13 protein-coding genes are annotated in these 19,676 nt (G+C 68.1%); 11 read left to right on the top strand and 2 right to left on the bottom strand.

Annotated elements, in window-relative coordinates:
* Positions 1–6 precede the first annotated feature (6 nt).
* Positions 7–2,859, bottom strand: coding sequence for a glycoside hydrolase family 2 TIM barrel-domain containing protein (locus OG817_RS05040; protein ID WP_406052453.1), 2,853 nt, complete (start codon positions 2,857–2,859; stop codon positions 7–9).
* 54 nt (positions 2,860–2,913) lie between these two features.
* On the opposite strand from OG817_RS05040, the gene OG817_RS05045 reads away from it, so the two are divergent.
* Positions 2,914–3,936, top strand: coding sequence for a sugar-binding transcriptional regulator (locus OG817_RS05045; RefSeq protein ID WP_360440092.1), 1,023 nt, complete (start codon positions 2,914–2,916; stop codon positions 3,934–3,936).
* On the opposite strand, the gene OG817_RS05050 is transcribed toward OG817_RS05045, so the two are convergent.
* A complete protein-coding gene (locus OG817_RS05050) occupies positions 3,908–5,659 on the bottom strand; it encodes a glycoside hydrolase family 127 protein (RefSeq protein ID WP_406052454.1) in 1,752 nt (583 codons plus the stop codon). The genes OG817_RS05045 and OG817_RS05050 overlap by 29 nt on opposite strands.
* A 238-nt stretch (positions 5,660–5,897) precedes the next feature.
* On the opposite strand from OG817_RS05050, the gene OG817_RS05055 reads away from it, so the two are divergent.
* From OG817_RS05055 to OG817_RS05100, 10 genes are read left to right on the top strand one after another with little or no spacing between them, the layout of a single operon-like run.
* Positions 5,898–8,264 (top strand): Ig-like domain-containing protein, encoded by a 2,367-nt coding sequence (locus tag OG817_RS05055; RefSeq protein ID WP_406052456.1) that lies wholly within the window; start codon positions 5,898–5,900, stop codon positions 8,262–8,264.
* A 14-nt stretch (positions 8,265–8,278) separates the two neighbouring features.
* On the top strand, positions 8,279–10,267 hold the full coding sequence (locus OG817_RS05060) for an ABC transporter substrate-binding protein (protein ID WP_406052457.1): 1,989 nt from the start codon (positions 8,279–8,281) through the stop codon (positions 10,265–10,267).
* Positions 10,267–11,265, top strand: coding sequence for an ABC transporter permease (locus tag OG817_RS05065; RefSeq protein ID WP_406052458.1), 999 nt, complete (start codon positions 10,267–10,269; stop codon positions 11,263–11,265). Before OG817_RS05060 ends, OG817_RS05065 begins: the two co-directional genes overlap by 1 nt.
* Positions 11,266–11,270: 5 nt before the next feature.
* On the top strand, positions 11,271–12,365 hold the full coding sequence (locus tag OG817_RS05070; protein WP_406052460.1) for an ABC transporter permease: 1,095 nt from the start codon (positions 11,271–11,273) through the stop codon (positions 12,363–12,365).
* A gap of 10 nt (positions 12,366–12,375) precedes the next feature.
* Positions 12,376–13,377 carry an ABC transporter ATP-binding protein gene (locus OG817_RS05075; protein WP_406052461.1) on the top strand — a complete coding sequence of 334 codons (1,002 nt, stop codon included), beginning with the start codon at positions 12,376–12,378 and terminating at the stop codon, positions 13,375–13,377.
* A complete protein-coding gene (locus OG817_RS05080) occupies positions 13,374–14,381 on the top strand; it encodes an ABC transporter ATP-binding protein (protein ID WP_406052463.1) in 1,008 nt (335 codons plus the stop codon). The genes OG817_RS05075 and OG817_RS05080 overlap by 4 nt, the downstream gene beginning before the upstream one ends.
* An 11-nt stretch (positions 14,382–14,392) precedes the next feature.
* Positions 14,393–15,934 (top strand): ABC transporter substrate-binding protein, encoded by a 1,542-nt coding sequence (locus OG817_RS05085; RefSeq protein WP_406052464.1) that lies wholly within the window; start codon positions 14,393–14,395, stop codon positions 15,932–15,934.
* Positions 15,928–16,995, top strand: a complete 1,068-nt coding sequence (locus OG817_RS05090; protein ID WP_406052466.1) for an exo-alpha-sialidase — start codon at positions 15,928–15,930, stop codon at positions 16,993–16,995. Before OG817_RS05085 ends, OG817_RS05090 begins: the two co-directional genes overlap by 7 nt.
* Entirely contained in the window at positions 16,992–18,392 is a 1,401-nt protein-coding gene (locus OG817_RS05095; RefSeq protein ID WP_406052467.1) for a DUF5060 domain-containing protein, read from the top strand. The genes OG817_RS05090 and OG817_RS05095 overlap by 4 nt, the downstream gene beginning before the upstream one ends.
* Entirely contained in the window at positions 18,389–19,606 is a 1,218-nt protein-coding gene (locus tag OG817_RS05100) for a DUF5605 domain-containing protein (protein ID WP_406052469.1), read from the top strand. Before OG817_RS05095 ends, OG817_RS05100 begins: the two co-directional genes overlap by 4 nt.
* The last annotated feature ends 70 nt before the right edge of the window (positions 19,607–19,676 follow it).

A 19,676-nucleotide genomic window follows, 5' to 3' on the forward strand; every position in this document is an offset into this window, starting at 1 on the left:
CCCCGCTCAGCCGAGGCTGAAGCGGAAGTGGTGGGGGCGGGGTTGTAGGTCGTGGGGTGGGAGGATCGGCGCGCCGCTGGTCGGGCTGCCTAGGCCGTGCTGGAGGGCGTCCAGAGTCATCCAGAGTTGATCGGTGGGTACCAGGTCTTCTCGATGCCCGGCGTCTGCCAGCTCGGCGAGGGTCCATCTGCGGAGAGTCAGGGCCAGGTGCGGCTCGCCGGTCAGCGTGAGCTTCCCGGCGGTCCCGGACAACTCGGCCCACCGGACGTCGCCGCGTGCGCCGTTCTCCTGGGGGTAGATGTACGGCACCTGGAAGTCGTCGATCGTCGAGGTGTAACGGCCGACCCGCGCGGCCGCCCGGGAGTCCGGGTACGCCTGCCCGGGGCCGAGCCCGAACCAGGTCACGCGGTCGAACCCTGCCGGCAGGCCGAACGTCACCCCGAGGCGCGCCCACGGCACGGTCCAGTCGCCGACCGGCTCGACTTCGACGTCCGCGGTCACCCGGTCGCCGTCCGAACTCCAGCGGTACGTCGTGAGCACCCGAGCGTCGGTGGCCGCGGCGCCGACCATCGTCACCACGGCCAGTTCGTCCCCGGCCGGCTCCACTGACACGGTCCGGTACCGCAACCGATGCAGCCCGGCCGCAGCCCATCGCGCCTTCCGATCTCGCGTCGTCGCGTCCCACGTCCGGGCGTCATGTTGAGTCGGCGCCCGCCACAACTCCAACGGCACGTGCACCACATCCCAGCCGGACAACCCGAGCAGGCGGCCCGTCTTCCCGCAGAACCGCGCACCCCCCAGCCGGACCTCGCCCTCCGGCCCGCCCCGTCTGATGGGCTGGCCCACCGGACGGTGGGTGGGGGCCGGCGGCGGCGCGAGTCGGGTCTGGCTGAAGGCGATCTCGTGGCCCGTGGATGCCCAGGCGGTGTCGGTGTTCAGTACTGCACGGACCGTCAGCCAGCGTTCACGGTTCTGCATCGGCGCGGTGATCGAGGGCAGGGGGACGGTTGCCTCGCCGCCTGCTGGGATCGTTGGCAGGTCCAGAGTTCCTCGGGCGATGACCTCGCCTTCGTCCGCGGCTGACCACTGGAGTGACAGGTGTGAGGTGTCCAGGACGTCGTACCTGTTGATGAGGTGCAGGGCGTTGGCGGTGATGGTGAGGTGGACGGGCTCGAAGGCTTTGCGGACTTCGAGGAGGACTGGCTGGGGTGTGAGGTCGGGGAAGACGAGGCCGTCGAGGACGTAGTTGCCGTCGTGCAGCTCTTCGCCGAAGTCACCGCCGTACGCGTAGGTGCCGTCCGGACGCAGGATGCCGTGTTCCATCCACTCCCAGAGGAATCCGCCCTGGCACCGCTCGTACCGGTGGAACAGTTCCTCGTACTCCGGCAGTCCACCAGGACCGTTGCCTCCGGCATGCGAGTACTCGCACAGCACGAACGGCATCGCCCGCCGCCGCGCGTCCAGCACCGGATCGTCCAGCGGCGGCTCGGCCCGCTTCCCGATCTCCTCGACCTCGGCGTGCGCGGCGTACATCCGGCTGTACACATCCACGTCCGCACAGCTCGGATCGCCTTCGTAGTGCAGCGGTCGCGACGGATCCCGCTCCCGCGTCCACTCCGCCATCGCGGTGAGGTTCCGGCCGATCCCGGCCTCGTTGCCCAGCGACCACATCACCACGCACGGGTGGTTCTTGTCCCGCTCGACCATCCGCTGCATCCGGTCGACCGACGCGTCCAGGAAGCGCGGATCGCCGGCCGGGTTCCCCCGCCAGTCCAGCAGGAAGAAGCCGTGTGTCTCGTAGTCGCACTCGTCCATCACCCAGAACCCGAGCTCGTCGCACAGCTCCAGCAGCCGAGAGCCCGGCGGGTAATGGCTGGTCCGGATCGCGTTGATGTTGTGCTGCTTCATCACCAGCAGCTCCTGCCGCAGCCGCTCCTCGGGTACGACGCGACCCAGCACGGGATCGTGCTCGTGCCGATTGACCCCGTGGAACAGCACCCGCCGGCCGTTGACCGTGAGCACCCCGTCGACGATCGCCACCGTGCGGAACCCGATCCGCAACGCGACGCTCTCACCAGCCGTCTCCACCACGGCGTCGTACAAACGCGGCACCTCCGCCGACCACGGCTCGACTCCCGGGATCGTCAGCCTCTGGCCGACCGGCGCCTCGACATCCAGCTCCGCGATGCGCACGACCGCGCCCGGCCTGGCCTCGACCTTCAGGATCCCGGCACCATCCGCGTAGTCAGCGTGCACGAAGACATCGCCGACCCCGTCGACCGGTCGCGGGATCAGCGTGACGTCGCGGAAGATCCCCGGCAGCCACCACATGTCCTGATCCTCGAGATAACTCCCGGACGACCACTGATGCACGCGGACCGCGAGCACGTTCCGCCCCGGCCGCAGTACCTCACCGACCGCGAACTCGGCAGGCACCCGGCTCCCGCGGGTCACCCCGAGCTCCACCCCGTTCAGCCACACCCGCGCACACGAGTCGACGCCGTCGAAGCGCAGTACCGTCGGTCCACTCCACGACGGCGACAGCTCGAACACCAGCCGATGGTCCCCGGTCGGGTTCTCGGTCGGCACGTACGGCGGATCGACCGGGAACGGATACGCCTGATTCGTGTACGCCGGCCGCCCGTGCCCGTGCATCGGCCAACTGGACGGGACCGGAAGAACGGCCCAATCCGAGTCGTCGAAGTCGTCCCACTCGAACCCATCCGGCGCCTCGGCCACCGACTCCGCAAGGTGAAACCGCCAACTCCCGTTCAGGCTGATCAACGGTGCGTCGGTCTGGATCGCCGCGCGCGCAGGCAGAGCGCCGTACCCAGGTCCAGGGTCTTCGTAGTAGGTCATCTGAACCTTCCGATGCGGTAGGTGGCTCGTCGAGGGGCCACTAGCATGCTGAGCATGACGACGGCGAGTGCGGGAGAGGGCCCACGCCAAGGGGTCCGGCGGCAGCCGTCGGCTGAGCAGCTGCGGCTGCTCACCAAGGTTGCGAAGCTGTACCACGAGCAGGGCGTGCGCCAGCCACAGATCGCCGCGCAGCTGCACATTTCCCAGCCGCGGGTGTCCCGGCTGCTGAAGCAGGCCGTGGTGGCCGGCATCGTTCGTACGGTCGTGATCCCGCCGAGCGGCGTACACACCGAGCTCGAGGACGCGATCGAGCAGCGCTACGGGCTGCGCGAGGTGATCGTCGTCGACGCCAGTGGTGAGGACGACGCGCACATCATCCCGGCGCTCGGCGCGGCCGCGTCGGTGTACCTGGAGACGACGCTGACCGGCGGTGACCGGATCGGCATCTCGTCCTGGAGTTCGACGCTGCTCGCCACGGTCGAGTCGATGACGCCGCGGTCGACGCAGGTGGCTGAGGAGGTCGTCCAAGTCCTCGGTGGCGTTGGCAACCCGGCTGCTCAGGCGCGCGCGGCCCGGCTGGTCGGCCGGCTGGCGGATCTCACCGGCGCCGCGCCTGTGCTGCTGCCGGTGCCCGGTCTGGTCGGCAGTGTGAGCGCGAAGCGCACGCTGATGAAGGACCCGGTGGTCACCGAGGTGATGGACGCCTGGTCTCGACTCACGCTGCTGCTGGTCGGGATCGGCAGTCTCGAGCCGTCTCCGCTGCTGAAGGAGAGCGGCAACGCGATGACCGTCGAGGACCAGAAGGTACTGCGGGACCAGGGTGCGGTCGGCGACATCTGCCTGCGGTTCTTCGACGAGGCCGGCAAACCGGTCCGCTCCGAGCTCGACCAGCGGGTGCTCGGTCTGTCGGCCGCTCAGGTCCGCAGCGACGACCTTCGCAGCGTCGGCGTCGCGGGCGGCATGCGCAAGTACGCCGCCATCCGCGCCGCGCTGCTGGGTGGATGGGTCGACGTCCTCATCACCGACCGCTCGGTCGCCGAGCGCTTGGCTAACGAGCATCGACCCACACAGTCATAGGACCGACCGTCCGATTCGCCCACGCGTAATAAGGGATCGCGGTCAACGTCTGCCCATCCCGCGCCGGCACCTCGACCGTCGTCACCCCGCCGAGCAGCTCCGGCCGTTCCCGCTCGACCAGGTCGCCCGCCACCACAGCCGTCTCATCCAGTACGACGTCCTGGTCGACCTGCTCGAAGCAGTACACCAACGGCCCACGCTCGATCGCCACACACCCGCGCACCGAATCGATCCGATCATCCGGCTCAGTACGCCGCGCCTGTACCGGCAGTTCCAGCACCACTTGGTCGCCAACAGACCACTGCCGTCGTAGCGGTCCGGAAACGCTGGAACCGTCTGCCCAGGCAGGAACGCGAAGACCCAGCGTCCAAGGCTCCGTCGGCGTCTCGGTGATGGTCACCGTCACCCGGCCGTGCCACGGATAGCGCGTCGCCACCTCGAACCCGACCCTGCCAACAGCCAACTCAGCGGTCACCACAGCCGGTGCGTAAAGGTGCACCTGGACTCCATCGGCGTCCGACGTCGCCACGAGCTGGTCGAGCGACGAGAGCGTACGCATCACGTTCGGCGGGCAGCACGCAGTCCCGTACCACGGCTGCCTCCCCGCAACCGCGGAGCGTTGATCGTCGGCATACGCGTGCTGCCGCACCTTCAACGTGTTGACGTAGAAGAAGCTGTCACCGCTCAGCGAGACCCCCGAGATCACCGCGTTGTACAGCGTCCGCTCGATCAGGTCGGCGTACTTGCTGTCGCCGGTCGCGAGCAGCAGCCGCCAACTCCACTGCACGCTGGCGATGGCCGCGCAGGTCTCGCAGTACGCCGTGTCCGGTGGCAACTCGAACGGGTCGCCGAACGCCTCGCCGTACCACCTCGACCCGACGCCACCGGTCAGGTACGTCTGGCTGTCGGCCATCGTCTGCCACGTCTCCCGCAGCGCATCGAGCAGCTCGGCGTCACCAGTCTCGACCGCGACATCGGTCGCTCCAGAGGCCAGGTACAACGCACGTACGACGTGCCCCGCGAGTGTCCGCACCTCGCGCACCGGCAGATGGTCCTGGAAGTACGCCGGCCCGTGGTGCCCCGGCGGCACCAGCAACCCGCGCCCCCGCGCCCCGACGAAGTACGACGCCAGCTCCAGGTACGACGCCGTCCCGGTCTCGCGGTAGAGGTCGACCAACGCCATCTCGATCAACGGATGACCGTCGACGCCTTCCAAGCGCCCAGGCCCGAAGGTCTTGCACAGCAGATCGGCGAATCGGCGCGCGACATCGAGCAGCGTGCGATCGCCGGTGGCGCGGGACTGGGCGACCGCGGCCTGCAGCAGGTGGCCCGCGCAGTAGAGCTCGTGTCCCTTCTCCAGGTCTGCGAAGCGCCGGCCGCCGAGTGCCAGTCGTGTGTGCGTGTTCAGGTAGCCGTCCGGTTCCTGTGCCTGTGCGACCAGTGCGCCCGCAGTCGTCTGCCAGGACGCGAGATCGTCGGCCGGCTCCCGGGCCTGTTCCCAGGCGACCGCCTCGAGCCACTTGTAGACGTCGGTGTCGGCGAAGAGCTTCCCGGCGAAGGGCGGCTCTTGTCCGGCCGCGCGACGGAAGTTGCCGAGAGTTCCGGCCTCCTCGAGCCGCATGCCGGCGGCCGGGATCGTCGACGTCCGGTTGATCTGCTGGCGCTCCCGCCAGAAGCCGCCGGTGATCTTCGTGGCGCCGAGGGGGAGTGGGCGAAGGGGCATGGCTGACAGGAAACCATCAGGGCGAAGGCCCCGGCAAGACTTCGATGCAAACGATTGCCGACGAGCGATCTCGTGACTGCAAACGATTGCAAATCGTCCGCGTCATGCTCTTGACACTCGTTCGTAACCTCGGCAACCATGAGGCCGTCGATCCATTCGATGCCGACTAGATATTCACATCTGGTGCTCAATCGGCAGCCGCCCCTGCGAAAGTGAGGCCCAAAGTGAGGCGTGGACGATGACCGAAATCTCCTCCGGCTGGACCCGGCGAACGTTCGTCGGAACGACCGCCGCCGTCGGCGCCGCTGCCTGGATCGGCAACGCCCCGACGGCCTCGGCCCAGACCGTCGCGACGGCACGCGCCGCGGCCGCCGACGATCAGCTCCCCGCCTTCCCCGGTGCCGAGGGCGCCGGTAAGTGGGCCAAGGGTGGCCGCGGCGGATCCGTGTACGAGGTGACCACGCTCGCCGACTCCGGCCCGGGATCGCTCCGCGAGGGCGTCTCCGGCTCGGACCGGACCATCGTGTTCCGGGTGTCCGGCACGATCGAGCTGAAGTCCCAGCTGCTGATCGCCGGCAACAACCTCACCATCGCCGGCCAGACCGCACCCGGCGGCGGCATCTGCGTCTCCGGGTACGGGACCGGGGTCAAGGGCAGCGCGCACGACATCGTGATCCGCTATGTGCGGTTCCGGCTCAGCGACCGCAACGAGATCGCCGACGACGCCTTCAACACCAACGTGCCGGGCTCGGTCAGCCCGGAGATCCGCAACCTGATCATCGACCACTGCTCCTTCAGCTGGGCCGTCGACGAGTGCCTGTCGCCGTACGGGAACTTCGACGTCACGATCCAGTGGTGCATCGTCTCCGAGGGCCTGGCCCTGTCCGCGCACCCGAAGAACCGGCACGGGTACGGCGGTATCTGGGGTGGCGAGCGCAACACCTACCACCACAACCTGATCGCCCACCAGGGCGGACGGCAGCCGCGGTTCGGCTACACCGAGGGCATCAACCTCGAGGTCGACCACTTCAACAACGTGGTCTACGACCACGGCTACACCTCGGTGTACGGCGGTGAGTGGGCCAACGGCATCAACATCGTCGGCAACTACTACAAGCCCGGCCCGACCACCGTGGGCGAAGTGGCACCGGTCATCCTGAGCGCCAACCGCGGCGGCCAGTGGTACGTGGCCGGCAACCACGTCGACGGCTATCCCGAGGTCACCGCGCACAACCGGCGTGGCATCCGGTACCCGATCGGCGGCATCGTCGAACTGTCCGAGCCGCAGCCGATCCCGGGGACGTTCGAGCCGCAGCCGGCGGCCAAGGCGTACGACGCCGTCCTGGCGAACGCGGGCGCGATCCTGCCGCGGCGGGACGCGGTCGACGAGCGGGTCGTCAACGACGTCCGCAACGGCACCGGCCGGTTGATCAACTCGCAGAAGGAGGTCGGCGGCTTCCCGTCGCTGGTCCAGACCGAGGCACCGCTGGACTCCGACCACGACGGCATCCCGGACTGGTGGGAGCAGGCCAACGGCCTGGACCCCAACGACCCGTCCGACGCGCAGAAGATCGCGCCGAACGGCTACACCTACCTGGAGAACTACCTCAACTCGATCGTGCCCGACCCGGTCGGCAACCCGAGCGTGCGGATCACCAGCCCGCGGCACAACCAGACGATCCCCGGCCGGACCGCTCCGACCGTGACCGTCCAGGCGGATGCGGCCGCGGACAAGGGTGGCGAGCTCGCCATGGTCGAGTTCTTCGCCGGCGACCAGCTGATCGGTACCGCGGCCAAGGCGCCGTACAAGATCGAATGGAAGAACGTTGCTGACGGCACCTACTGGCTGACCGCGCGGGCAACGGACCGGAACGGGACAGCGACCCAGTCGACCGCGGTGCCGGTGCATGTCAACCTTCAGGCCGGTACTCCGGGCTGGACGTCCGCCTCGGTCGGCAAGCCGGTGGTACAGGGGTCGGGCAGCCTCGACGGCGGGATCCTCACGATCAAGGGATCCGGCCGGATTCTGGGCCGATCCAGCAACTTCCACTACGTCTACCGCAAGCTCCAGGTCGGCGGTGCCGGATCGGTCGCCCAGATCTCCGCCCGGCTCGACAACCTCGCGAAGGTTGCCAACGGCATCACGGCCGGCCTGATGATCCGCGACAGCCTGGACCCGGCCGCGCCGTTCATGTACGGCGGTGTCGGATTCGGCGTGGCCGGCGGGATGGGCACGGTCGGCGACAACGCGAGCGGAGCGCCGGACGTCACCGACGACGGCGGCATGAAGGCGCAGGCGATCCGGATCCAGACCGACGGACCGATCCCCAGTGTGGGTCCCTGGCCATGGGACGACAGCTACCTCGACCCGACCAAGCAGTACTGGCTGCGGCTGCTCCGGCGCGAGCGCCCGCAGGCCAGGGAAGTCGAGTTCGAGGCCTTCATTTCTACCGACAAGACCACGTGGGACCGCTTCGGCTACGAGAAGCTCGTGATGCCGAGCCGGACCTTCTACATCGGATTCGCGATCGACGGCGGCAAGATCGACAACGACCTCGTCGACTACGGGACCGCGAAGTTCAGCAACATCTCGGTCGAGCAGTGAGGCAGGAAGTGACCATGTCCCGAGAGCAACGCACGTTCGACCGGCGCCGGCTGCTGCAGGGTGGCCTCGGTCTCCTGGCAGTGGCGACGCTCCCTGGCTGCGGCTTCTTCGACACCAAGCCGGCCGGCTCCGGCGCGCAGGTCGCCGCGGCCGGCGAGAAGGAGTCGCCGATGCTGAAAGCCCTGGTGGACAAGGGTTCCCTGCCGCCGTTGGAGCAGCGGCTGCCGAAGAACCCTCCGGTGATCAAGCCGCTGGAAGGCAAGGCGCAGTACGGCGGCACCTGGCGCTCGGCCATGCTGACCCAGGAGGACACCCAGTGGCTGTGGAACGGCCTGGCGTACGAACCGCTGGTCCGCTGGAAGCCGGACAAGACCGGCAAACCGGGGTACGACGAGATCGAGGCGAACGTCGCCGAGTACACGGTCGATGCCGACAGCAAGGAGATCACCTTCACGCTGCGCGAGGGCCTCAAGTGGTCCGACGGCAAGCCGTGCACCGCGGACGACATGCTGTTCACGCTGCTCGAGGTGCAGTGCGACACCGGCCTGCATCCGGACGGCATCTACGACGCCTTCGCCTCGCCCGACACCGGCAAACTCGCCAAGATCGAGAAGGTCGACGACCGGACCGTCAAGCTCACCTACACCGCGCCGCAGCCATCGCTGATCAGCCAGATCGCCGACGGCATCTTCCTGCGCGAGGGCGCGTACGGGATGCTGCTGCCGAAGCACTACTTCCAGCAGTTCCACCTCAAGTACAACAAGAGTGCGAACGCGCTCGCGAAGAAGGCCGGCGTCGGCAGCTGGACCGACCTGTTCGCACAGAAGCAGAACCCTTGGACGAATCCTGACCAGCCGACGCTGGCGCCGTGGAAGGTGACGACCGCGCTGGGCAAGGGCTCCGCGGTCACCCTGACCCGGAACCCGTACTACTGGAAGGTCGACGACCAGGGCCGGCAGTTGCCGTACATCGACGCCTGCCGGGTCGAGGTGGTCCAGGACGCCCAGGTCGAGCTGCTGAAGGTGATGAACGGCGAGTTCGGCATGCAGTACCGCAACTTCGGTACGCCGCAGAACAAGCCGGTGGTGGCGCAGAACCGGGAGAAGGGCGGCTACCGGATCTTCGAGGTGCCGACCCAGCTCACCAACACGATGGTGATCGGCATCAACCAGACGCACAAGGACCCGGTGAAGCGCGCCCTGTTCGCGAACAAGGAGTTCCGGATCGGGCTGTCGTACGCGATCAACCGCAAGGAGATCATCGACGCCGTGTACGCCGGCCAGGGTGAGGCCTGGCAGGGTGCTCCGCCGAAGGACTCGCCGTACTACAACGAGCAACTGGCCACGCAGTACCTGGAGTTCGACGTGGCCAAGGCGAACCAGCACCTGGACGCCGCCGGGCTGACGAAGAAGGCAGCCGACGGACGGCGGCTGGGCGCGGACGGGAAGCCGGTGTCGGTGACCGTGCTGGTGAGCGAGTCGTTCCCGGATCACGTCGAGGCGATCGAGTTCGTCAAGAAGCGCTGGCTCGCGGTCGGGGTCGAACTGCGGACGCAGGCCGTCAGCGAGGACCTCTACAAGGAGCGGGTCAAGGCCAACGACCACGACGCCGGCACCTGGACGAGTGGCACCTTCGTCCTCCCGACCGGTACCGGCGGTGACCACTACTGGGTTCCGACCAACGACGGCAGCGCCCGGTACGGCGTCGGCTGGGCCCAGTGGTACCAGACGCACGGCGAGGAAGGCATCACGCCGCCGCCCGAGGTGCAGAAGCAGCTCGACCTGTTCACCAAGGCCCGGCAGGAGCCGGATGCGGCGAAGACGCTCGAGCTCGGCAAGCAGGTGCTGCAGATCGCGGCCGACCAGTTCTACTACATCGGCACCAGCAGCGTCCCGAACACCTACGGCGTCGCGAAGAACGACTTCCACAACGTCCCGGACCAGATGATCGAGGCAGTTGCCCCCGGCATCGTCCACCCCGAACAGTTCTCGATCGGGGCATAATGCTGCATTTCCTCGTCCGGCGGCTGCTGTGGATGGCGGTGACGCTGGCGGCCATCTCGTTCGTCACGTTCGTCGTCATCAAGCTGCCGCCGGGCGACTACACCTCAACGGTGATCGCCAACGCCGAGGCCCGCGGCCAGGACATCCCGGACTCGCAGATCGCCGAGCTGAAGCGGCACTACGGACTCGACAAGCCGTTCCTGGTGCAGTACCTGACCTGGATCTCCGGCGTGGTGCTGCATGGCGACCTCGGCCAGTCGTTCGCCTGGAACCAGTCGGTGGCCAGCCTGATCGGCAACCGGGTGCTGCTGTCGATGGTGCTGTCGATCGCAAGCCTGTTGTTCGTCTGGGCGATCGCGTTCCCGATCGGCATCTACAGCGCCCTGCGGCAGTACTCGCCCGGTGATTACGTCGCGTCGTTTCTCGGCTTCATCGGGATGGCCGTGCCGGAGTTCATGCTCGCGCTGGTGATGATGTACGTCGGCTTCCGGTACTTCGGCCAGAGCGTCGGCGGACTGTTCTCACCGGAGTACGCCGATGCCGCGTGGAACCTGGGCAAGCTGCTCGACCTGGTCTCGCACCTGTGGGTCCCGATCGTCGTGGTCGGCGTGGCCGGCACCGCCGGGCTGATCCGGATCACCCGGGCCAACCTGCTCGACGAGTTGCACAAGCCGTACGTCGCGACCGCGCGGGCCAAGGGACTGCCGGAGTGGCAGCTGTTGCTCAAGTACCCGGTCCGGATGTCGCTCAGCCCGTTCTTCAGCACGGTCGGCTGGTTGCTGCCGGGCCTGATCAGCGGCGAGACGATCGTGTCGGTCGTGATGAGCCTGCCGACCAGTGGTCCACTGCTGCTCGGTGCGGTGAAGAGCCAGGACATGTACCTGGTCGGCAGCTTCGTGCTGATCCTCAGCACGCTGACGGTGATCGGCACGATGCTCAGCGACCTCGCGCTGGCCTGGTGGGATCCGCGGATCCGCGCCCGGTTCCAGAAGGGATAGGCCGGATGCTCCAGCAGAATGCCGCACAGCAGACCACGGTCTCGCAGACCCAGTGGCGGTTGATGTGGCGGCAGTTCCGCCGGCACAAACTGGCCCTGATCGGTCTGGTCGTCCTGGTCCCGATCTACTTCGTCGCGGCCTTCGGGGGGTTCTTCGCGCCGTCCGGCAGCGACACCGCCCACACCTCGCTGCCCTACGCGCCGCCGCAGCGGCTGAACGTGTCGACCGAGCACGGCCTGTTCGTCTACGGCTTCTCGTCCACCCGCAACGACGAGACGTTCGAGCAGACCTTCACCGTCGACAAGTCCAAGATCATCGACGTCGGCCTGTTCGTGCACGGCGACGAGTACAAGATCCTCGGGGTGATCCCGTCCGACATCCACCTGATCGGCCCGACCAGGGCGACCGACCCGTTCTTCCTGCTAGGGGCTGACCAGTCCGGCCGGGATCTGCTGTCCCGGCTGATCCTCGGCGCGCGGGTCTCGCTGTCGATCGGCCTGGTCGGGGTGTTCGCCAGCTTCCTGCTCGGCATGCTGATCGGTGGTATCTCCGGGTACCTGGGCGGCCGGGTCGACAACGCGATCCAGCGGGTCATCGAGTTCATCATGTCGATCCCGACGCTGCCGCTGTGGATGGCCTTGTCGGCTGCCCTGCCGGGCAGTTGGGGACCGTTGACCCGGTACTTCGCGATCACGGTGATCCTCTCGCTGATCGGCTGGACCGGATTGGCCCGCGATGTGCGGGGCCGGTTCCTCAGCCTGCGCGAGGAGGACTTCGTGATGGCCGCGCGGCTGGACGGTGTCGGCCGCGGCGGGATCATCTTCGGCCACATGGTGCCGTCGTTCGCCAGCCACATCATCGCGTCGGTGTCGATGGCGGTGCCCCGGATGATCCTCGGCGAGACCAGCCTGTCGTTCCTCGGCCTCGGTCTGCAGCCGCCGGCGGTGAGCTGGGGCGTTCTGCTCGAGGGCGCGCAGAACATCCGGGCCGTCGCCACCGCTCCCTGGCTGCTGACCCCTGGCCTCGCGGTCGTGGTCGTCGTACTGGCCATGAACTTCGTCGGCGACGGTCTCCGTGACGCCGCGGATCCCTACAAGTAGGAGGACTCCGATGGCTATGCCTTTGCTGGAGGTCCGGGACCTCAGGACTCACTTCGAGCTCGAGGACGGTGTGGTCAAGGCCGTCGACGGTGTCGACCTGACCGTACGGCGCGGTCGCACGCTGGCCGTGGTCGGTGAATCGGGCTGCGGCAAGAGCGTCACCGCACGCTCGATCCTGCGCCTGGTGGAACGGCCGGCCCGGATCGTCGGCGGCGAGGTGCTGCTGTACGGCGACGAGTCCGCGGGCGACCCGGAGGATCTGCTGGCCGCCAAGGACAGGCGGCTGCGGCAGGTGCGGTGGGCCGACATCGCGATGGTGTTCCAGGAGCCGATGGCGTCGCTCAGCCTGGTGCACACCATCGGCGACCAGATCGTCGAGGCGATCCGGCTGCACGAGAACGTCGGCAAGGCCGTGGCTCGCGAACGAGCGATCGAGTTCCTCGGCCGGGTCGGCATCCCGGACCCGAATCGCCGGGTCGACTCGTACCCGTTCGAGCTCAGCGGCGGCATGCGGCAACGCGCGATGATCGCGATGGCCCTGTCGTGCCGGCCGCGGCTGCTGATCGCGGACGAGCCGACCACCGCGCTCGACGTGACCACGCAGGCCCAGATCCTCGACCTGCTGCAGGATCTCCAGGAGGAGTTCGGCATGGCGATCATGCTGATCACGCACGATCTGGGAGTCGCAGCACAGGTCGCCGACGAGGTCGCGGTGATGTATCTCGGCGAGGTCGTCGAGCACGGTCCGGCCACCTCTGTGCTGACCCGTCCCAAGCATCCGTACACCCAGGCGCTGGTGCGCTCGGTGCCGCGGCTCGGGCAACGCGGTCGGGACCGGCTGGCTGCCGTACGGGGGAGTGTGCCGCCGCCGTACGAACGGCCGTCGGGATGCCGGTTCCATCCACGCTGCGACGCGTTCATGGCCGGCAAGTGCGACGAGATCGTGCCGCTCCGGGTGCGGTCCGGCGACATCGACGTCGCCTGCCTGCTGTACGGCGAGGAGGGCCGATGAACCTGCTGACAACCGAAGGCCTGACCATGCATTTCCCGCTGCACAGCGGGTTCTTCGGAGGCAACCGCGGCGTGGTGAAGGCGGTCGACGGTGTCGACCTGTCGATCCGGGCCGGCCGGACGCTCGGCCTGGTGGGCGAGTCGGGCTGCGGGAAGACGACGCTCGGCCGCTGCATCGTGCGCGCCTACGAACCGACGTCGGGCAGCATCATGTTCGACGGCGTCGATCTGGCTGCGCTCACCGAGAAGCAACTGAAGCCGTACCGCGCGCAGGTGCGGCTGATCTTCCAGGACCCGCAGTCTTCACTCAATCCGCGCAAGACCCTGCGCGACATCATCGCCGAGCCGTTGCGGGTGCACCGCGGCGGCGGTCGCGACGAGATCGACGACAAGGTCGGCGCGCTGCTGCGTCGTGTCGGGCTGCGAGCGGAGTACGCACACCGCTACCCGCACGCGTTCAGCGGCGGTGAGCGGCAGCGCGTGGTCATCGCGCGCGCACTGGCGACGGACCCGCGGCTTGTGGTCGCGGACGAGGCGGTCAGTGCGCTCGACGTGTCGGTCCGGGCCCAGATCCTCAACCTGCTGAAGGACCTGCAGGAGGAGTCCGGCCTCACCTACCTCTTCGTCTCCCACGACCTAGGCATCGTCGAGCACGTCGCCGACGACGTCGCCGTGATGTACGTCGGCAAGCTCGTCGAGAGCTCATCGACCGAAGAGCTCTACACCAAGCCCCTGCATCCCTACACCGAGGCGCTGCTGAGCGCCGTCCCGGATCCCGATCCGGCCTCGCGCGGACAGCGATCGCGGATCGTCCTGCGCGGCGAGATCGCGGATCCGTCCAAGGTGCCGGCCGGCTGCCCGTTCCATCCACGGTGCGGGTACGCCGAAGCGCGGTGCCGCACCGAAGTACCTCTGCTGCGCGAGATCGGCGGCCGGCGGGTCGCCTGTCACCTCGCCGAACAGCTGGATCTGAAGGGCGTCCTCGCGGACGCCACCGCCCCTTAGGAAGGCTCACCATGTCCGACACCCAGAACGCCCCCGGCAACAGTCCGGAGGACAGGACCCCCGGGTTGTCCCGGCGCGGCTTCGTCCGGAACACCGCCCTGATCGGCGGTCTCGCCGCCCTCGGCGGTGCACTCCAGGCAGCCCCGGCGGCGGCCAGTTCGACCACCGCCACCCCGCGCGCCGGCGCTCGGTCCGCGTCCGGCACCGTCGAGATCCCGAACAAGTACGGCAAGCCGTTCTCCGTCGACGACGACGAGGTGTTCGTCTTCGCGGTCAACTTCAAGCCGTTCGAACTCGGCGGCGACGACGACGGTCGCGAGGCGACCCGGTACTTCGACGCCGTCTTCGGCGACGCGATCCGGGCCAAGTTCCCCGAGGTGAAGCTGAAGTACGCCACCTGGGACTACCCGATCCGCTACGAGGACATCGCCAAGGCCGGCCGGGTGCCGGACCTGATCATCGACGACCCGCGGACCCGGATCGACCGCGACCTCGAGCCACTCGGCTGGGTCCAGGACATGACGTCGATGGTGCAGCAGGCCGGGATCGACCTGTCCGCGCTGAACCTCGGCTCGGTCGAACTGGTGAAATCACGCTCCGACGGCGGCCTGTACGGCGTACCGCTGTTCATCGACGAGCACGTGCTGCTCTACAACAAGCAGATCTTCGACAAGTTCGGCGTCCGCTACCCGCGCGCCGGGTCGACGTACGACGAGATCTTCAAGATCGCCAAGCGGCTGACCCGGCAGGACGGGATCCACCACTACAAGGGGTTCATGCAGCACCCGGACAACTACCTGGCGCTGAACCAGCTCGGTCTGTACCCGTTCGTCCCCGGCGACAGCGAGCAGCCGGCCCCCGAGGACATCAAGGTGAGCCTGACCACCACGGAGTGGAAGCGGGTCGCCGACAACATGCACCGCTTCCTGATGCTGCCGGGCAACGGCTTCACCACGGTGGACGACTTCTTCAAGGGCGACATGAGCTTCCCGGGCCACCTGGCGATGGCGGTCCACACGCTGTCGAAGCTGAACGCCTACGCGCTGAGCTCGCTGTACGTCGAGGAGGACGACGCGGAGGACTACGCCGAGTGGTCCAAGAGCGTGAGCATCGGCGTCACCTCCATGCCGGTGCTGTCGCGTGGCTCGACCGCGATCTACCAGCCGAACGCGCGGGCGGCCTACATCCCGCCGCAGTCGCAGCATCAGGCCGAGTCCCTCGACATCCTCAAGTACCTGGTGTCGGAGGAGGCGCAGACCCGGCTCTCGTCGTACGGCGTGAAGGCGGTGCGGCAGACGGATGCGGTCGTGAACGCGTTCGGTACGGCGATTCCGGAGCTGCAGGGGATCGACACGTCGGGCGTGTACTGGGGTGACAACGCGGTGGTGAAGAACTACCAGAACACCGAGTACTGGGACATCCCGCTCTACAAGGTGTTCCGGCAGCACGTGCTGATCGACGGGATGGACGTCGACTCGGCGCTGCAGGTGGCCGAGCAGCAGGACATCCCCGACTACATCAAGGCGCAGGTCGCCGCCGGATTCACATGGTGATCGATCCACGCTTCGACGGTCGCCTCCGCGACGGCGTGGCGCTCCTGCCGACGCTTCACCCGGGCGACAGTCACGCGGCGACGCTGGTCGAGACTCAGGCCGGTGATCTGTTGTGCGCCTGGTTCAACGGGCCGGGGGAGGGGGAGCCGGACACGAACATCGTGCTGTCCCGGCTCCCCGCCGGCTCGGACACCTGGACGGTGCCTGTGCCGATGTCTTCGGACCCGGACCGATCCGAGCAGAACCCGGTGCTGTTTGTCGCGCCGTCCGGGGAGGTGTGGCTGCTACACACCTCGAACGAGCCGCACGACCAGAGCACCTCCCGGGTGCTGCGCCGCGTCTCGCGCGACGGCGGGCTGACCTGGGGGCCGAGCGACGTCCTGTTCGACCAGCCGGGCAGCTTCGTCCGCAACCCGATCGTTGTCCTGAGCAACGGTGATTGGTTGCTTCCGGCCTACGACTGCGACAAGTCCGCGGAGACCACAGTCGTCCTCCTGAGCACAGACCAAGGTGTGACTTGGACGCGGATCGATCTCCCTGACGCGATCGGGCAGGTGCAGCTGAGTGCGATCGAGGTAGCGCCGGGCGAGCTGCTCGGGTACTTCCGCAGTCGTGCGGCGGACCGGATCCATCGGTCCGTGTCGAAGGACAGCGGCCGGACCTGGTCGGCGCCGGAGCGGACCGCGTTGCCGAACAACAACTCGGCGATCCAGGTGCTGCGGTTGGCCGACGGCCGGCTCGTGCTCGTGTTCAACGACTCGTCGGCCGAGCGGGACCAGTTCCGCTGGGTGCCCGACGGGAAGGGCGGCGTACGGCGGAAGACGCTGCGGACTCCGCTGACCCTGGCGCTGTCCGAGGACGACGGCGCGTCCTGGCCGTACTGGCGGAACCTGCAGGTGCAGGACGAGGAGTACCGCGACAACGAGTTCGGGTACTCGTACCCGACCTTGTTGCAGACCCGCGACGGCCGGCTGCACGTCGCGTACTCCTACCTGCGCAAGACCATCAAGCACGTGATCCTGACGGCCGACTGGATCGAGGCGGGAGACCGACTGCCATGACTGTGGAGCGGTGGGGAGTGCACGAGCTCACCCTGACCGGGCCGGCCGACGGGAACCCGTTCGCCGATGTCGAGTTCCGGGTCGCCTACCGGTACCGGAACCGGGTGCTGACGGTGGACGGATTCTACGACGGCGACGGGGTGTACCGGGCGCGGTTCAGCCCGGACCGGGAAGGGGAGTGGTCGTACGTCACGAGCAGCTCCGCACCCGAGCTCGACGGTCATCGCGGTACCTTGCTGTGCATCCCGCCCGGCCCGCGCAACCACGGGCCGGTCGGGGTGCGCGGCGCACATCACTTCGCGTACGCCGACGGCAGCCGGTACGACTGCATCGGTACCACCTGCTACCACTGGACGTACCAGTCCAAGGATCTGCAGGAGCTGACGCTGGCATCGTTGCGGTCGGCACCTTTCGACAAGGTGCGGATGTGCCTGCTGCCGACCGACGGCATGCGCCCGGAGCGGACGCCGTTCGCGGGGTCCACACCGGGATCGGTCGACGTCAGCCGGTACGATCCGGCGTTCTTCGCCGACTTCGAGGCGCGGGTCGCGGACCTGCTGTCGCTGGGGATCCAGGCCGATCTGATCCTGTTCCACCCTTACGACCGCGGGGTCTGGGGGTTCGACCGGATGACGGCTGCGGAGGATGCGGCGTACCTGCGGTATGTGGTCGCGCGGCTGGCGGCGTACCGGAACGTCTGGTGGTCGCTGTCGAACGAGTACGACTTCAACCGGGAGAAGACGATCGCGGACTGGGATCGCCTGCTGCAGGTGGTGCAGCGGTACGACCCGTACCAGCGGCTGCGGTCGATCCACAACGGGACCAAGATGTACGAGGTCTTCACGCCGTACGACTTCGGCAAGCCGTGGATCACCCACCAGAGCGTGCAGCACTGGGACGGCGCCGAGGTCGCCGCGTGGCGGGCGTGCCCGAAGCCGGTCGTGATCGACGAGATCGGCTACGAGGGCAACGCTGGGCGTCGGTGGGGGAATCTCACCGCGGACGAGATGGTGCACCGCTTCTGGCAGGGCATGACGGCCGGTGGGTACGTCGGCCACGGCGAATCGTTCGTCGATCGCGAGACGCGAGCGTGGATCTCGGTCGGCGGTCGGCTGTACGGCGAGAGCCCGGCGCGGATCGCGTTCCTTCGCTCGGTGTTCGCCGAGCTGCCGCGGTTGCCTTCCGGCGACGTGGATCCTGAGCGCTGCGTCCTGCACTACCTGGGCGACCGCCAACCGTCGGCCGTCGAGCTGGACCTTCCTTCCGGCGATCCCTTCCAGTTCGACCTGATCGACACCCGGGCACTGACCATCACGCCTGTCGCCGGTTCGTACTCCAGCTCCTGCCGCATCCCGCTTCCGACTCATCCGTACCTAGTCCTGCGAGGCACTCGATGACCGAGGTTGAACGCTGGGGCGTACTCGAGGTGCAGGTCGACGGCCCGGTGTCGACGGTGTTCCGGCACGAGTCCGGCGAGTCCGCCTACGCGGAGTCCTTCCAGGCCGACGACCGCTGGCTCATCCGCTTCATGCCCAGTCTGGAAGGCACCTGGCACTACGCGCCGCCGGGCTCCGCCGTTGCCCCGCACGCGTTCACCTGCACCCCGGCGACGTCGTCCGGGCCGATCCGCTCGTACGGCACCACTTTGCGCCGAGCCGACGGGACGGCCTACCACCCCCTCACCACCACATGGTTCCACCTCGACCCGACCGGTCCCGGGGCCGGCGACCGCTGGGCCGCGGCTTCCCGCGCTCTCGCCGCCTCCCCGTTCACCCGGGTCCGACTGCGCGCCGACAACCCGCAGCACCTCGAGGCTCAGGTCCGGGACCTACTCGCAGCAGACATCGACGCCGAGATCCTCCTGCCATCCGACGAGCCGGCGATCCGAGACCTGGTCAACCGGCTGGCTGCCTACCGCAACGTCAGCTGGTGCCTATCTGCAATCCCGGCCGCGCGCCACCTGGCCGAGCTGATCGCGGAGTGCGACTCCAGTAACCACCTGATCGCCATCCACGCAGCACCAGAAGCCGTAGACCCCGGTCCACCCTGGTTCACCCACCTCAGCGTGCCGCTCGAGAACCTGCGCGGCGTCTCGGCCCTCCACCGCGACTACGCCAAGCCCGTCCTCGTCGACGCCTGCGGCTACGAGGGAGACGGCACCACGCCAGCCACCAGCCTCAGACCGGAAGAGCTGCTCACCCGCATCTGGGAGGGAACCGTCCGAGGCGCCCACGTCACCCACGGCGAGTGGTACGTCGGCTCCGACGGCGGACCGTGGTCGGCAGGCGGCGTCCGCCCGACCGGTGTGGTCGCGCAGCGCCTCCGCCTGCTGCGAGAGGTCCTGGACGAGCTGCCCGACGGAGTGGAGCCCATCGACGACTACCGGGACGCTCCGACTCTCGCCGTACCTGGCAGCTACTACCTGCAGTACCTCGGCGAGCACCAGTTCCCCGAGCGCACCTTCACTCTCCCCACCGGCACCTACCAGGTGGACGTCCTCGACGTCTGGAACCACACGGTCCGCCGCACCCGCGAGACAGTCATCGACACCCTCACCGTCCGCCTCCCTGGCACCCAGTACCAGGCCATCCAGATCCGCCGAGCCTCCTGATGCCAGCCCTCACGTCCGGTCCCCGAACCGCTGAACTCCGCCGAACCTCCCACGGAGTAATCCTCCACCT

Origin of the sequence: Kribbella sp. NBC_00889 (assembly GCF_045207705.1) — a bacterium.
In the GTDB taxonomy this organism is placed as follows: domain Bacteria; phylum Actinomycetota; class Actinomycetes; order Propionibacteriales; family Kribbellaceae; genus Kribbella.